The organism is Cohnella rhizoplanae (assembly GCF_948329515.1).
Taxonomy (GTDB): domain Bacteria; phylum Bacillota; class Bacilli; order Paenibacillales; family Paenibacillaceae; genus Cohnella; species Cohnella rhizoplanae.
In genome coordinates, this window is record NZ_CAOJCN010000002.1 from 486,380 (window position 1) to 500,558 (window position 14,179).

Genomic DNA, 14,179 nt, shown 5'->3' on the forward strand with positions numbered 1-14,179 from the left:
TGTGAGCGACATGTCCAAAATCGTGATTCTGCAAGGCAGCCCGACGCCCAAATCGAGACTTCACGGCGTATTGGACCGCGTGCGCGCTCAAATCGAGGGCAGCGGCGACCTCGTGTCGGTCATCAACGTGCGGGACCTGCCGGCGGAGGATCTGCTGCACGCCCGGTTCGATAGCCCGGCGATCGCCGAGGCGAATCGGCTCGTGGCCGAGGCGGACGCGGTCGTCATCGCTTCTCCGGTCTACAAAGCTTCCTTTACCGGCATCCTGAAGGCTTACTTGGACCTGCTGCCGCAGAAGGGGCTCGAGAACAAGATCGTGCTGCCGCTCGTCGTCGGAGGCACGATCGCGCATCTGCTGGCGATCGACTATGCCTTCAAGCCCGTGCTGTCCGTGCTCGGCGCGCGCAATATTCTGACAGGCGTGTTCGTCCTGGATACGCAGGTCACTTGGGGCGAGGACGGGCAGGCGAATATCGCGGGCGATATCGGAGAACGCATCGACGCCGCGACATCGCTGCTCGTGCAGGAAGCGAAGTGGCAGACGACAAGGGCGCAAGACTGAGTCATCCGGATTTCAGGCACGGCCTCTCGACAACAATCGCATAGGCGGCAGCATGGCGGCCCGCGGCCTCGTCCGCGGGCTTTTTGCGTTTCCGCAATGAAGCAAGGATGCTCGTTTTTTGCGGATATGAAGCAAAGGCTTGTAGGCAGCGGCACTTTCGTTATAAAATTGATGTCATGTTGTGTCTTAAGGTGAAGCGAGATTGCGATGCGATAGAGAAATTGCGTTAAAGCCGGGCGATGAGGCAGCGAAAAGGAGAAGGTAGTTATGATGACCATTCACAGCAAAACGAGCCATTGCAAAATCGTCGATTGTACGGTGCGCGACGGCGGACTCGTCAACAATTGGGACTTCAGCGTCGAATTCGTGCAGGATCTGTATCAGAGCCTGAACGAGGCCGGCGTAGAATATATGGAGGTCGGCTACAAGAACTCGCCGCGCCTTCTGAAGGGCGCCGACCAAGCGGGACCTTGGCGGTTCCTGGACGACGAATTCCTGCGCAAGGTGATTCCGCACAAGCTGAACACCAAGCTGTCCGCGCTGGTGGACGTCGGCCGCGTCGACGAGAACGACATCCTGCCGAGAAGCGAGTCCCTGTTGGATCTGATTCGCGTCGCCACCTACGCGCGCGATACGGAAAAAGCGATCGAGCTGGGCACGCTGTTCCACGAACGCGGCTACGAGACGACGATCAACATCATGGCGCTGTCCAACGTGATGGACAATGAGCTGAACGAAGCGCTCGCCATGATCGGCGACAGCCCGATCGACGTAGTCTACATCGTCGACTCCTACGGCAGCCTCGATCCGGACGACATGCGCTTCCTGGTGGAGAAGTTCAAGCGGAGCCTGAAGCACAAGCGTCTGGGCGTGCATACTCACAACAACATGCAGCTGGCGTTCGCCAACACGCTGGCCGCGGCGGACCTCGGCGTCGAGCTGCTCGACGCGTCCGTCTACGGCATGGGCCGCGCCGCCGGCAATACGCCGACCGAGCTGCTGCTCGCCAAGCTTACCAATCCGGGGTACAGCCTGCGTCCCGTGCTCGGCATGATCGAGCGTCATATGCTGAAGCTGCGGGAAAAGGAAGAATGGGGCTACCTGATTCCGGACATGATCACCGGCACGCTCGATGAGCACCCGCGGTCCGCCATGGGCTGGCGCGCTTCGCCGGAGCGCGACCGCTTCACGGATTTCTACGACAAGATGACGACGCCGGAGGTTTATCCCGGCAAGTAATACGGATAAACGAAGGGGACGAGGCCGCGACTGCGCAGCTTCGTCCCCGTTTTCTTTCTCTTCTGCCGCCCAGTCGCTCAGGGATAGCCAACCAGCTCGCCCTGCCCTCGGATGGCCGCGGCCTGCTTTTGCGGATTCGGGTGGAAGTAAGCATCGCCGCCCAGCGCCTTGCCGCCGACGGACACGGCTTGTACGGACACCGCGATGTCGAGCGATTCGGCAAAATGCCGGAGCAGGTCACCCTGGGTCATGCCGTCCAGCTCGATATACCACGAGAACGTGCCGTAATTCTGGATGACGAACAGTCTGGCGCGCTCGAATGCGACCGGCCACTCATCGCTTCCTTGCTTGACTTGCAGGGATGCCAATTCATAAGTTTCCATGGGTGCGTGATCTCCAGTCGTAGAGTGAATGCGAAGCCGATTGGCGGGACGGTCGACGCGAGCTATGATCGATATAACAGGGGACCGTGCGCCGCCGATACATATGTTTAATTGTAGCCGCTGGCGGGGCTGGCGCGCAAACGAGGAAAGCTGCATGACCGGGATCTAGCCATCATCGCGGGCTGCATCGCATCTGCGTCTACGGCTCGCTGCTGCCCGACTCGCCGCAGGCGCGGCGCAGTCGGATTGAAGTCGTCCGCGCGTTGCGATACGATGGTATGATCCGCAAAAGATGACTCCTTCGCGTCATGCGAAAGCGCAGGAAGAAACGTATACTGGCAGGAATGAATTTTTTCGACGGAACGACAGGAAGGCGGAATGCAGCTTATGAGAAATCGATCGCTGGCCGGGCCGACGCCCGGATATGCTGGGAGAGGACGCTCGCGCATCGGGCGGCGCGCGGCCATGCTGGCGCTGTGGCTTGCCCTGATCGCCGCGCTGGCGGCGGCCTTCGCGCCTACGGTCTCGGCGCACGCGATTCTGGAACGGGCGGCTCCCGCGCAGAACGAACAGCTCGCGGAAGGGCCGGCCGCGGTCGAGCTGACTTTTAACGAGCGGCTCGACGGCGGCTCGTCGGCCAAGCTTGCCGTTCTGAACGACGATTCCAAGACCGTATCCTCGGGCAAGCCGGAGAGGACCTCCCAGGGCAAGGGGCTGAGGCTGGCGCTGCCCAAGCTCGGCGAGGGACATTATACGGTGACCTACTCGGTCATCTCGGCGGACGGGCATCCCGTAGAGGGGGCCTACGTATTCACCGTCGGCGATCCGGCCCCGCTGCCGGACGCGTCCGAGCTCGACCCGCACGCCTCGCTCGGCCATGATTCGCATGACCACGGCGGGGAACAGGATCTGACGACGGCGCGGTTCCTCTTTTATGCGAGCCGGGTGCTGTTCTTCGCATCGCTGCTGGCGCTGTCCGGCTTGCTGATCTGGGGCTTGCGCCGCCAGCCTTCGGCCGCGGAGCGTCAGTCCCGGGAGACGTGGATCGGATGGACCGCTCAGTTCGGGGCGCTCGCCACGCTCGTCTACGTCGTGCTGCAGATGGACAACCTGACCGAGGGCGAGCCGTTCTCCGAATGGACGCGCATCCTGACCGACACCACGGTGGGACGACTGTACGCGGCGCAGCTCGTGCTCGCTTTCGCCGCGCTCTTGCTCCGCGGCATGGGAACGTACGCGAGGCTGGCCTGGCCGGTACTGGCGCTCGCGGCCGAGGCCTGGAACGGCCATGCCGCGGCGTTCAGCCCCGAGGCATACACGCTGGCGCTGGACTTCGTCCATCTGCTGGCGGCCGCCGTCTGGTCGGGCGGTCTCGTCCTGCTGGCCGCGGTCTGGCATCGGGAGCGCCCCGAGGCGGGCAGATTCGCGCTTCATTTCTCCAGATGGGCGCTGCTGTCCTTCCTGGCGCTCGCGCTGACGGGCGCGCTCAGCACGCTCCAGTACCTGCCGACGCTCTCTTATTTGTTCGAGACCGCCTGGGGTACGTGGCTTCTCATCAAGATCGGTCTCTCGCTGCTCGTCGTCGTCACGGCCTTCCTGATCCGCCTGCGGCTGCGCAAGGGCGAGCTGCCTCGCGCCGGTCTGCTCCGCACCGATCTGGGCCTGTTGGGCGCGATCGTACTCAGCGTCGGCGTGCTGACCTATCAGAATCCGCTGCCGCCCAACGCGCCGATCTCTTATCACCGGATGGGCACCGACTTGCACGTGACCCTGCGCATCGCACCCGGCGCGCCGGGAGACAATGCGTTCACGCTGAAGGTATGGCTGCCGGACAGCGTCGGCGCCCCCAAGAAGGTCGCCCTGCGTCTGCGTCCGCTCGGCAAGGACGATGTCGGTTATATCGACGTGCCGCTCGAGGCGTACGCGGATTCGGAGATCGACGACTTCCCGGACTTCGCGAAGGCGACATTCAAGTCGCAGGGACCTTACCTCGCGTTCCGGGGCCGCTGGGAGGCGCAGATCCGGGTGTCGGACGACACCGGCACCGAGATCGTCCGGACGACGACTTTCCGGATCTTCTGACGGAATCTGCCGAAGGGCGAGGATCGCGATGGCGACGGGGACGGGAGGGTGAACGATGAACGACCGCCGGATCAAATGGACGATCCTGCTCATCCCCACGCTGACGATCGGCTTGTGGGAATACGTGCGGCACGCGTTCTTGCTGCCGTACATGACGATGGAGCTGGGCAACCTGCTCGCGCCCTTTATCGTGCTGGCCGTGACGCTGACGCTCGTGCGCGGCTTATTCGCCCGGCTCGAATCGTCGCAGCGGGCGCTTCAGCGCGAACGGTCGCTCAGCGGGGCGCTCGAGGAGCGGGAGCGGCTCGCGGCCGAGCTCCACGACGGCATCGCGCAGTCGCTGTTCCTGCTCGCCGTGAAGCTGGACAAGCTGGAGGCCGCGCAGAGCGAGACGGCCAGGACCGCGACGGCGAATCAGCTGCGCGAGACCGTGCGCGACGTGCACGAGGACGTGCGCCAGGCGATCGCGCGACTGCGCCTTCCGCCCGAAGCGGCGGAGCACGCCTGGGTGGAGCCTCTGCGGGAGCTGCTGGGCGAGACGGCGGCGATGACCGAGGCGGAGGCCGAGTTCCGCTGGAATATTCCCGAAGACATGCTGAGCGCCAAGGAAAAGGTCGAGCTGCACGCCTGTCTGCGCGAGGCGCTCATCAACGTGCGTAAGCATGCCCGCGCCGATCGCGTGTACGTCGTCGGGGAACGTACGTCCGGCGGCGGATTCCGGTGCGCAGTCATGGACGACGGCGTAGGCTTCGCGGGAGATCCGATGGCGGCGCCGGGCCGGTTCGGACTGCGCATGGTCCGCGAGCGCGCGGGCCGCATGGGATGGACGCTCGAGGCGGGGCGCAAGGACGACCTGACCGTGATCGAGCTGACCAAGAGAGGAGCGGACGCGAATGGAAGGCAGATGGCGAATACTGCTCGTTGACGATCACAGGCATGCCCGGCAGGGGATGAGGGAGATCGTGGACGGCTGCCCGGACTTCGAGGTAGCGGGCGAGGCGGCCAGCGGCGAGGAGGCGATCGCCCTGATGCCGGACGCCGTGCCGGACGTGGTGCTGATGGATATCAACATGCCGGGGATGGGCGGACTTGCGGCGGCCAAAGCGATCAAGGAAGCTTACCCGTCGGTCAAGGTCGTCATCGCGACCGTGTCGGACGACCCTGCCCATCTGTTCGAAGCGCTGAAGAAGGGCGCGCAGGGATACTTGCTCAAGAACCTGAATCCCGCGGCCTGGCGCGAATATCTGCGCGCGGTCGCTTCGGACGACGCGCCGCTCAGCCCCGATATCGCGCTGTCGATCCTCAGGGAGTTCGCCGGTCGCGGCGCGGCGCCGGTCGCGGCAGGAGACCCGCCCGTCCCCGTCAGGCGCGGCGCGGCGGCGCAGTCCGCCGATGACGAGCCGCTGCGGGAGGACCTGACCCCGAGGGAAAAGGAAATTCTGCTGGAGGTGGCCAGGGGTCTCACGAACCGGGACGTCGCGGCCGCGCTCGGCGTGTCCGAGCATACGGTCAAAAACCACTTGAAAAACATTTTGCAAAAGCTTCATCTGGGCAACCGCGTGCAGCTGACGCGGTACGCGTACGAGCAGGGCATCGTCGATCCGTAAGCGGACCTTCGGCATCGACCGCATCGCCACGCTTTGTGCGCATTTTCAGAAAAAACGCTGATTTGTACATGGAATTTCATCCACTTTTATCGGTTAACAACGATATGCCATTCCGCTTAAAATCAGGCTGAACCTATATGGTAGCGCTTACGCTAAGTATGCTGCGCGGAGAGGGGCCCGGCATGCGTACTTATTTGCGACACTTTACGAACCATATGAAAATCAGGAATAAACTGATTCTCTCGTTCGTCGCGGTCGTATTGGTGCCGACGCTGATCGTCGGCGTCTATCTCACGGTCGAGCTCAGGACGATGGCGCTCCGGGGAGCGGCCGAGCAGATCGAGACCAATATGGACCGCGTCAAAAAAAGGACGCTCGACCTGCTCAACGTGTCCTACGATATTTCCTACCGTCTCTCCAACGATACGCGGCTCGGGCAGCTGGCCAACAATTCTTACGACACGACCTACAGCGTGGTGAACGCTTACCGCGACTATCCGGACTTCAAGGAGTACGTCAACCTGTACCGGGAGATTATGAGCGTGCGGCTGTACGTAGACAATCCGACGCTTATCGACAACTGGGAGATTATACCGACCGACGAGCAGACGAAAAAAACGGACTGGTATCGATGGGCGAAGCAATCGGACGGTCTGATCCGCTGGAGCTACATCCAGGATTCGCGGGACGGCGCCCGCTATCTGAGCCTGATCCGGCGCATCGACTTTTACAAGCATTCAACCAACGGCGTGCTGGTGATCAACGCGAACTCGGCAATGCTGAACGGCATCCTCAGCCAGGAGTCGTTCGATACGATGCTGGTGGCGGACCGCGATATCGTGGCGGCGAACGATAGCGGGCTCGTCGGCAAGACGCTGGAGGAGCTCTCGCTCGAGCCCGATATCGCGGACCGGCGCAGCGGCGCGTTCATGACGCGGCTCGGCGACCGGCGCGTCCGGATACAGATCGTCGATCTCTACCCGGACAACGAGCTGATCAATCTACGCATTCTGTCCGTATTCTCGGTCGACGACATCGTCCGCGAGCCCAATCGGATCATACGGTCCGCGCTGACCGCGATCGGCGTCGGATTGGTCGTCGCTCTCGTACTTATCCTGGCCTTGTCCAAGCTGATCGGCGACCGGCTGCTGCGACTGAGCAAGCATATCTCGCGGGTCGCGACGGGCAAGCTCGACCTGAAGCTGGCGATCGACGGCAAGGACGAGATCGGGCAGCTGTCCCGCCAATTCAACGCGATGCTCGGCAGCATTCGCGCGCTGATGGGAGAGGTAACCGAGTCCAACCGGCAGAAGCGGGAGCTGGAGACCAAGCAGAACGAGATCAAGCTGCGGATGCTGGCCAGCCAGATCAACCCCCATTTTCTCTTCAATACGCTCGAATCGATCCGGATGAAGGCGGTAGTAAGGAAGGAAGCGGATATCGCCCGGACGGTGAAGCTCCTCGGCAAGATGATGCGCAAAAACCTGGAAGCGGGCAGCGGCGTCATCCCGGTCTCGGCGGAGTTCGATATGATCGGCTGCTACCTGGACATTCAGAAGTTCCGCTACGAGGACCGGCTGCAGTACAAGCTGGATATCGATCCCGGCGCCATGTCCGCGAGCATCCCGTCTCTCATCATACAGCCGATCGTCGAGAACGCCGTCATCCACGGCATGGAGAACAAGGAAGGGGCGGTCACGGTGGAGGTCGCATTAAAAATGCGGGACGAAGGGCTATGCGTGGAGATTCGCGACGACGGCGCGGGCATGTCGGCCGGGCGTCTCGCCGAGGTCGTCTGCCGCTTGAACGACCCGGAGGACGGGGACGGGTCCGATCATATCGGCCTGCGCAACGTCAATGCCCGTCTGCGGTTGTCCTTCGGCGAAGGGTACGGGCTGTCGATCGAAAGCGCGCCGGAGCAGGGCACCTGCGTCCGGTTCGTCATTCCTGGGGAAAAGGGGGCGGGCAATCATGCATAAGATCGTCATTGTCGACGACGAGCCGTCGATCCGGCAGGGGCTAGCGGAGCTGCTCGACTGGGCCTCGCTCGGTTACCGGATCGCCGGATCGGCCGCCAGCGGCAAGGAAGCGCTGCTGCTGTTCGAATGCATCCGTCCCGATCTCATGATCGTCGACATCCGCATGCCGGGCATGGACGGCATGGAGCTGATCCGCGAGCTCAAAAGCCGGGATCCAGGCATACGCATCATCGTCCTAAGCGGCTACGCCGATTTTAATTATGCGCGCGAGGCGATCGCGCTCGGCGTCGATCATTACTTGCTCAAGCCGGTGGACGAGGACGAGCTATCCGAGATTCTCGCAGTCATCAAGCAGGCGCTCGACGGGCGGGCAGCCGAGCGCGGACGCGAGGGCCGGGCGGAGCGGGCGCTCCGCGGCGAGCGCCTCGGCAGCCTGCTGTCCGGCGCGCCGGCGGACGCCGCGACCTGGGAGGCTGAACTGTCGTATTGGGGCGCCGCGGGAGACGGATACCGGGTATTCTTGTTCGAGATCGAGTCGATGGCGGCAGACGGCGAGACCTCGCTTGCCGAGCGGCAGATCGGCGACCGTCTGGCGGCTTCGTACGAAAAGGCATTCGGCATCGTCTTCAGAACGGGCGCCGCGATCGGATTGCTGCTCGCGGAGCGGGAGCTTCGAGATTCGTCGCGGCGCAGACTGATGACGATGCTGACCGACTGGGCGGAGCCGCTCGGCTGCCGCGTCCTGGCGGCGTCCGGCGATGGCGTCGGGCGCGCGGCGGACATCCCGCGCTCCTACGCGACGGCCAGGCTCCGCTCCCAGCTGCGTTTTTTCTACGATGGCGCGGACTTTATCGGCGACGAGACCGTCGGCCGATTGCCTGCGCCATCGGCCGGACCCTTCGACCCGGAGCTGCTGACGCCCCTGTCCGAACGGCTGTATCTCGCGGTCAGTTCCGGCAACGCGTCGCGGACAGGTCCGCTGCTAGCGGAGATCGGGGACCTGATGCTGAGCGCCGGGGTGGGAGAGTCGGCGCTCAAAGCGCGATTCGTCCAACTGCTCGCGCGGTTGCTCGAGAAGCTATCGGAGCGGCTGCCCGGCGCGCGAGTCGCTTCCGGGATTCAAGAAGCGAGGCTGCTCGAGATCCTGGGCGCGCGCGGATACGACGCGATGCTCGGGCAGATCGCCGGTCTGCTCGCGGACGTGATGCGGCAGGTGGACGACGGCGGCGGCGAAGGGCAGATCCGCAGGCTGACGCAGCTCATCGACAGTCACTTCAAGGACAACCTGAAGCTTGAGAAGTTGGCCGAGGCGTTCAATTACAACAGCGCATATTTGGGCAAGCTGTTCCGCGCGGTGACCGGCGAGTCTTTCAACACGTATCTCGACAAGGTCAGAATCGCCAAGGCCAAGCAATTACTTCAGGCTGGCCTCAAAGTGTACGAGGTGGCGGATCAGGTCGGCTACGCCAATCCGGATTATTTTCACGGCAAGTTCCGCAAGTACGAGGGCGTATCGCCTACGGCTTACCGCAATCGATGCCTATCGTCCTGGAGTGATACCAATGACGACGGATACGGCAGCTAATATTAGCTGTGGTATCCGTCTTTTTTAGCCATAAAATGAAAACGTTTTCTGAAAACGCTGATTTACATCGGAATTGTAGGCAGATTCGCAGGGTAGGAGCTTTGAAAGCGTTCTCCTATAATGAGATCAAGCAAGGAGGTCGCCGCATGAAAACAATGACAGCCGGCAACGAAAAGCAGCTCGCCCCCCTCTCGGCCAAGAAGCGCTCCAGCTTCTGGAGAATCTTTGTTCAGCAAAGGTATCTCTACCTGATGTCCGTTCCGTTCGTCCTCTGGGCCTTCGTATTCAGCTACCTGCCGCTCTGGGGCTGGACGATGGCGTTCCAGAAGTTCAAGCCCGGCATTCCGTTCGCGGATCAGAAGTGGGTCGGACTCCAGTATTTCAGGGAGCTGTTCGCCGACGAGCAATTTTACCGCGTGCTGCGCAATACGCTGGCGATGAGCTCGATGGGGCTGGTCGCGGGCTTCATCGTACCGATCGTGTTCGCGATCGTGCTGAACGAGGTGCGCGCGATGCCGATCAAGCGATTCGTGCAGACGGTCTCCTACCTGCCTCACTTCGTCTCGTGGGTCGTCGTGGCGGGCATCGTCACGAAGATGCTGTCGACCGAAGGCGGCGTGGTCAACGACGTTCTCTTATCCCTCCGCATCATCGACGAGCCGATCCAGTTCATGGCCAAAGGCGGGCTGTTCTGGTATATCGTGACCGCCTCGGACGTGTGGAAGGAGATGGGATGGAACACGATCATCTATCTCGCGGCGATCGCGGGCATCGGTCCCGAGCTCTACGAAGCGGCCAAAGTAGACGGCGCCAGCCGGCTGCGCCAGATCCGGCACATCACGCTGCCGGGCATTCGTCCGACGATCGTCGTCCTGCTCATCATATCGATCGGGCACCTGATCGGCATCGGCTTCGAAAAGCAGTTCCTGCTCGGCAATCCGCTCGTCAGCGACTATTCGCAGGTACTGGATCTGTACGCGCTCAATTACGGACTCGGGCTCGGCCGGTTCTCGTTCGGCACCGCGATCAACATCTTTAATTCCGTCATCAGCGTATTCCTGCTGCTGATCGCGAACGGCATATTCAAACGCACGACCAAGGAGAGCATTTTCTAACAATAGGAGGCCGTGCCCGTGCATGCGCTCAAAAGATTCGCCGGCCGTCCTTGGTCGGACAGGGTGTTCGAGCTAGTCGTCTATCTGATTTTGATTCTCGTTACCGTCGTTACGCTGTATCCGTTTCTCAACGTGCTCGCGATCTCGCTCAACGACTCCACGGACAGCGTGCGGGGCGGCCTGACGGTCTATCCCCGGGTGCCGACGCTCAAGAACTACGAGACGATCTTCGCGTTCAGCGGTCTGATGACCGGACTCAAGATCTCCGTGCTGCGTACGGTCGTCGGCACCTTGATGGGACTGGTCAGCGCCTCTATGCTCGCGTTCACGATCAGCAGGACGGATTTTCAGGGCAGAAGGTTCATCTCCGCCTTCCTGGCGCTGACGATGTACGTATCTGGCGGCCTGATCCCGTTCTACATCCTGATCCGCGACCTCAACATGATGAACACCTTCGCCGTGTACGTGCTGCCGGGGCTCGTGAGCGCCTTCAACGTGTTTATTATCCGCTCGTTCATCGACGGCATCCCCTATGCGCTGCAAGAGTCCGCGAAGCTCGACGGCGCGAGCGACTGGACGATCTTTTGGCGGGTCATCCTGCCGCTCACGAAGCCGGCGCTCGCCACCATTGCCCTGTTCCTGGCGGTCGGCCAGTGGAACGCCTGGTTCGATACGTACCTGTACAACGGATCGGACGAGAAGCTGACCACGCTGCAGTTCGAGCTCATGAAGGTGCTGCAGAGCACGACGACGAACGCCGACCAGTTCCGGGGGCGCAACATGACCGAGGTGATGCGCCAGATCTCGCCCGAGTCGGTGAAGATGGCGATCACGATCGTCGTCACGGTGCCCATCCTCGTCGTCTACCCGTTCCTGCAGAAGTACTTCGTCAAAGGCATGACGCTAGGCGCAGTCAAGAGCTGACGATGCTCTTGCTCGCCCAAGCGCAAACGACAACCGGTATTTACAGGCGCAGTCCTGTCCATACGATAAATCGATCAGAAAAATCGGAGGGTATAAAGCCATGAAAAACATGCTTAAAGTAAATGCGTTGCTGCTAGCCGGCGTCATGACGCTCAGCTTCCTGTCCGCCTGCAGCAAGGACAACGGCAACGGAGGCGCCTCATCCGCGGCCGCTCCTTCGGGCACGGCTGCCGCGAGTACGGACGCGGCCCCGTCCGGCGTGGATCTCTCGCCCGTCACCTTCACTTACTTCTCCGAGGATCCGAATCCGAACTGGAACAACATGCAGGATGACGTCTCCAAAGAAATCACCAAGAAAACGGGCGTGACGCTCGACGCGGAATACGCTGTAGGCGATCCGGCGCAAAAGGTCGCGCTGATGGCGGCCAGCGGAGAATATCCGGACATCATCGCGGCCAAGGGCGACATCGGCAAGCTCGTCGACGCCGGCGCGGTGCTCGATCTGACCGAGCTGATCGACAAGCATGCGCCGAATATCAAGCGGGTGCTCGGTCCGTACATGAACCGTGCCAAGTACACGACCGAAGACCAGTCGATCTATTCGATCCCGACCTGGTCGGCGGTCGATGAGGTGAAAGCGGTCGCGGGCGGCGGGTTCGAGCTGCAGCACCGCGTCGTCAAGGAGGCGGGCTACCCGACTATACGTACCGTTCAGGACTACGAGAAGGTGATCAAGGATTACCTGGCCAAGCACCCGACGGACGAGAACGGCAACAAAAACATCGGCTTGTCCCTGAACGCGGACGATTGGCATATGTATATCTCGGTTACCAATCCGGCGACCTTCGTGACGGGCGGCTCGGATGACGGCGAATATTTCGTCGATCAAGAGACGCATGAAGCGGTCTATCATTTCCGCCGCCCCGAAGAGAAGGAATACTTCCGATGGCTCAATCATATGAACGCGGAAGGACTGCTGGACAAGGAAAGCTTCGTGCAAAAATACGATCAGTACAAAGCGAAGGTCGCCTCCGGGCGCGTGCTTGGCCTGATCGACCAGGACTGGGATTACAACGACGGACAGCAGGCGCTGAAGACCGCGGGCAAATTCGACCAGACGTACGGCCACTATCCGGTCACGATGGGCGAACAGTTCAAGGAGACGTCGTTCTGGCCGACGGGATTCATGGGCGGGTATGGCATCTCGATCTCCAGCAAGGCCAAGGATCCGGTGCGCATCATCAAGTTCCTCGATTACCTCGCATCCGACGAAGGTCAAATTCTCAACAACTGGGGCATCGAGGGCAAGCACTACGTCGTGGAGAACGGCAAGCGCGTCGTCCCCAAGGAAGTCCAGGACCGCATCAACAACGACAACACCGCGTTCACCAAAGAGTCGGGCCTCGGGTTCTACTGGAACATCATGGTTCACTACGGCGACGGCGTGAAGGACTCGACGGGCAACTACTACACCAAGAACAGTCCGGAACTGATCACCGAGGGGTACAGCGACGTAGAAAAGGAAACGCTGGCGGCCTACAAGGCGACGACCTGGAAGGACTTGTTCCCGAAGGAAGACGAGTTCAACGTCAAGGCTTACGGCGCGGCCTGGAACATTCAGATCCCCGGGGAGGACGAAGTGTCCATTCTGGGCAACAAGATGAAGGACATCACCTGGAAGCGCATCCCGCAGGCGATTCTCGCCAAGCCGGAAGACTTCGACAAGGTGTGGGACGAATACCAGAACGACCTGATCAAGGCCGGCGTCGAGAAAATGGAGAAGGGCTATACCAAATACGTGCAGGATCGCGTAAAGCTGTGGAACGCCGACGAAAGCCAATAACGAGCGACGAACCTCCGCGCCCTTTGGGGCTGCGGAGGTTTTTTTGCGGTGTAGCGGAGGCTCCTTGGTTTTTGCATTTGCGCATGGCTCTTTGGAGTCATGCGTGCCGGGGCGGGCGGCTTTACAATAAAGCTTATCCACGAGAATGAAAGGTTGGTCATCGATGAAAAAGATAGGAGCCCTGCTCTTCGCCGCGACGCTCGCGTTCGGTTATGCAGGCATGGCAAGCGCGCACGTCCGGGTCGAGCCGGCCGAGGTCGCGCAGAATGCGTACCAGGTATTCACGATTCGCATCCCCAGCGAGAATGAAGGCGTGAATACGACGCAGGTCAAGCTGGATGTCCCTGCCGGCGTGGAAGTATCGCGCTTCGAGCCTTATCCCGGCTGGACGAGCACCGCCGAGAAAGATGCGGACGGCAAGGTCGTGTCCGTCACCTGGAAGTCGGACGGCGATGGCATCGACGTGTCGGAGTTCGTGCAGTTCAACTTCCAGGGCCATGTCGCGGAAGACGCGAAGGAGCTTGTGTGGAAGGCGCATCAGACGTACTCGGACGGCGCAGTCGTCGATTGGAGCGGCGCGCCCGACGCGGATACGCCGGCATCGGTGACGGCGGTGACCGCTGCCTCTGCGGAAGGCGACGGGCATGGGCACGACGCGGGAGCCTCGGCGGACGCTGCGGCGGACGGCGACCGGGACCCGCTGACGCTCGGCCTCTCGATTGCGGGTCTGGCAGCAGGTCTGGCCGCGCTCGCGGTCGCGCTGCTTCGCAAAAAGTCGCGTTGACCGCAGGACGGGCGTCCCGGGCGCGGACCCGGGCCCGGGACTGAGGGCGTGTGAGAACGGTCAAGGCATCGCGGGA

12 protein-coding genes are annotated in these 14,179 nt (G+C 61.8%); 11 read left to right on the plus strand and 1 reads right to left on the minus strand.

Going from position 1 to position 14,179, the window contains the following annotated elements; genetic code table 11:
• Positions 1-10: 10 nt before the first annotated feature.
• Together ssuE and PQG80_RS06300 are read left to right on the plus strand one after the other, a co-directional pair.
• On the plus strand, positions 11-562 hold the full coding sequence (gene ssuE, locus PQG80_RS06295) for an NADPH-dependent FMN reductase (protein ID WP_271750370.1): 552 nt from the start codon (positions 11-13) through the stop codon (positions 560-562).
• 270 nt (positions 563-832) lie between these two features.
• Positions 833-1,801: an aldolase catalytic domain-containing protein gene (locus PQG80_RS06300; protein WP_271750502.1), complete on the plus strand. Its 969-nt coding sequence runs from the start codon at positions 833-835 to the stop codon at positions 1,799-1,801.
• 77 nt (positions 1,802-1,878) lie between these two features.
• On the opposite strand, the gene PQG80_RS06305 is transcribed toward PQG80_RS06300, so the two are convergent.
• Positions 1,879-2,184, minus strand: coding sequence for a hypothetical protein (locus PQG80_RS06305; RefSeq protein ID WP_271750371.1), 306 nt, complete (start codon positions 2,182-2,184; stop codon positions 1,879-1,881).
• Between the two features lie 387 nt (positions 2,185-2,571).
• On the opposite strand from PQG80_RS06305, the gene PQG80_RS06310 reads away from it, so the two are divergent.
• The 9 genes from PQG80_RS06310 (at position 2,572) to PQG80_RS06350 (ending at position 14,103) form a co-directional block, all read left to right on the plus strand.
• Positions 2,572-4,266 (plus strand): copper resistance CopC/CopD family protein, encoded by a 1,695-nt coding sequence (locus PQG80_RS06310; protein ID WP_271750372.1) that lies wholly within the window; start codon positions 2,572-2,574, stop codon positions 4,264-4,266.
• Positions 4,267-4,321: 55 nt separating this feature from the next.
• Positions 4,322-5,191 (plus strand): sensor histidine kinase, encoded by an 870-nt coding sequence (locus PQG80_RS06315; protein ID WP_271750373.1) that lies wholly within the window; start codon positions 4,322-4,324, stop codon positions 5,189-5,191.
• A complete protein-coding gene (locus PQG80_RS06320; RefSeq protein WP_271750374.1) occupies positions 5,160-5,873 on the plus strand; it encodes a response regulator in 714 nt (237 codons plus the stop codon). Before PQG80_RS06315 ends, PQG80_RS06320 begins: the two co-directional genes overlap by 32 nt.
• Before the next feature lie 182 nt (positions 5,874-6,055).
• On the plus strand, positions 6,056-7,852 hold the full coding sequence (locus tag PQG80_RS06325) for a histidine kinase (RefSeq protein ID WP_271750375.1): 1,797 nt from the start codon (positions 6,056-6,058) through the stop codon (positions 7,850-7,852).
• A complete protein-coding gene (locus PQG80_RS06330; protein ID WP_271750376.1) occupies positions 7,845-9,437 on the plus strand; it encodes a response regulator transcription factor in 1,593 nt (530 codons plus the stop codon). Before PQG80_RS06325 ends, PQG80_RS06330 begins: the two co-directional genes overlap by 8 nt.
• Positions 9,438-9,583: 146 nt before the next feature.
• A complete protein-coding gene (locus PQG80_RS06335) occupies positions 9,584-10,552 on the plus strand; it encodes an ABC transporter permease (RefSeq protein ID WP_271750377.1) in 969 nt (322 codons plus the stop codon).
• Between the two features lie 18 nt (positions 10,553-10,570).
• Positions 10,571-11,476 carry a carbohydrate ABC transporter permease gene (locus PQG80_RS06340; RefSeq protein WP_271750378.1) on the plus strand — a complete coding sequence of 302 codons (906 nt, stop codon included), beginning with the start codon at positions 10,571-10,573 and terminating at the stop codon, positions 11,474-11,476.
• A 100-nt stretch (positions 11,477-11,576) separates the two neighbouring features.
• Positions 11,577-13,319 carry an ABC transporter substrate-binding protein gene (locus tag PQG80_RS06345; RefSeq protein WP_271750380.1) on the plus strand — a complete coding sequence of 581 codons (1,743 nt, stop codon included), beginning with the start codon at positions 11,577-11,579 and terminating at the stop codon, positions 13,317-13,319.
• A gap of 163 nt (positions 13,320-13,482) precedes the next feature.
• Positions 13,483-14,103 carry a YcnI family copper-binding membrane protein gene (locus PQG80_RS06350; protein ID WP_271750381.1) on the plus strand — a complete coding sequence of 207 codons (621 nt, stop codon included), beginning with the start codon at positions 13,483-13,485 and terminating at the stop codon, positions 14,101-14,103.
• Positions 14,104-14,179 lie beyond the last annotated feature (76 nt).

What these genes read in the sequence shown, in the direction of transcription:
- PQG80_RS06320 (WP_271750374.1), top strand. Translation starts at nt 5,160, where the DNA reads ATGGAAGGCAGATGGCGAATACTGCTCGTTGACGATCACAGGCATGCC.
- PQG80_RS06330 (WP_271750376.1), top strand. Translation starts at nt 7,845, where the DNA reads ATGCATAAGATCGTCATTGTCGACGACGAGCCGTCGATCCGGCAGGGG.
- PQG80_RS06300 (WP_271750502.1), top strand. Translation starts at nt 833, where the DNA reads ATGACCATTCACAGCAAAACGAGCCATTGCAAAATCGTCGATTGTACG.
- ssuE (WP_271750370.1), top strand. Translation starts at nt 11, where the DNA reads ATGTCCAAAATCGTGATTCTGCAAGGCAGCCCGACGCCCAAATCGAGA.
- PQG80_RS06325 (WP_271750375.1), top strand. Translation starts at nt 6,056, where the DNA reads ATGCGTACTTATTTGCGACACTTTACGAACCATATGAAAATCAGGAAT.
- PQG80_RS06335 (WP_271750377.1), top strand. Translation starts at nt 9,584, where the DNA reads ATGAAAACAATGACAGCCGGCAACGAAAAGCAGCTCGCCCCCCTCTCG.
- PQG80_RS06315 (WP_271750373.1), top strand. Translation starts at nt 4,322, where the DNA reads ATGAACGACCGCCGGATCAAATGGACGATCCTGCTCATCCCCACGCTG.
- PQG80_RS06305 (WP_271750371.1), bottom strand. Translation starts at nt 2,184, where the DNA reads ATGGAAACTTATGAATTGGCATCCCTGCAAGTCAAGCAAGGAAGCGAT.
- PQG80_RS06310 (WP_271750372.1), top strand. Translation starts at nt 2,572, where the DNA reads ATGAGAAATCGATCGCTGGCCGGGCCGACGCCCGGATATGCTGGGAGA.
- PQG80_RS06350 (WP_271750381.1), top strand. Translation starts at nt 13,483, where the DNA reads ATGAAAAAGATAGGAGCCCTGCTCTTCGCCGCGACGCTCGCGTTCGGT.
- PQG80_RS06345 (WP_271750380.1), top strand. Translation starts at nt 11,577, where the DNA reads ATGAAAAACATGCTTAAAGTAAATGCGTTGCTGCTAGCCGGCGTCATG.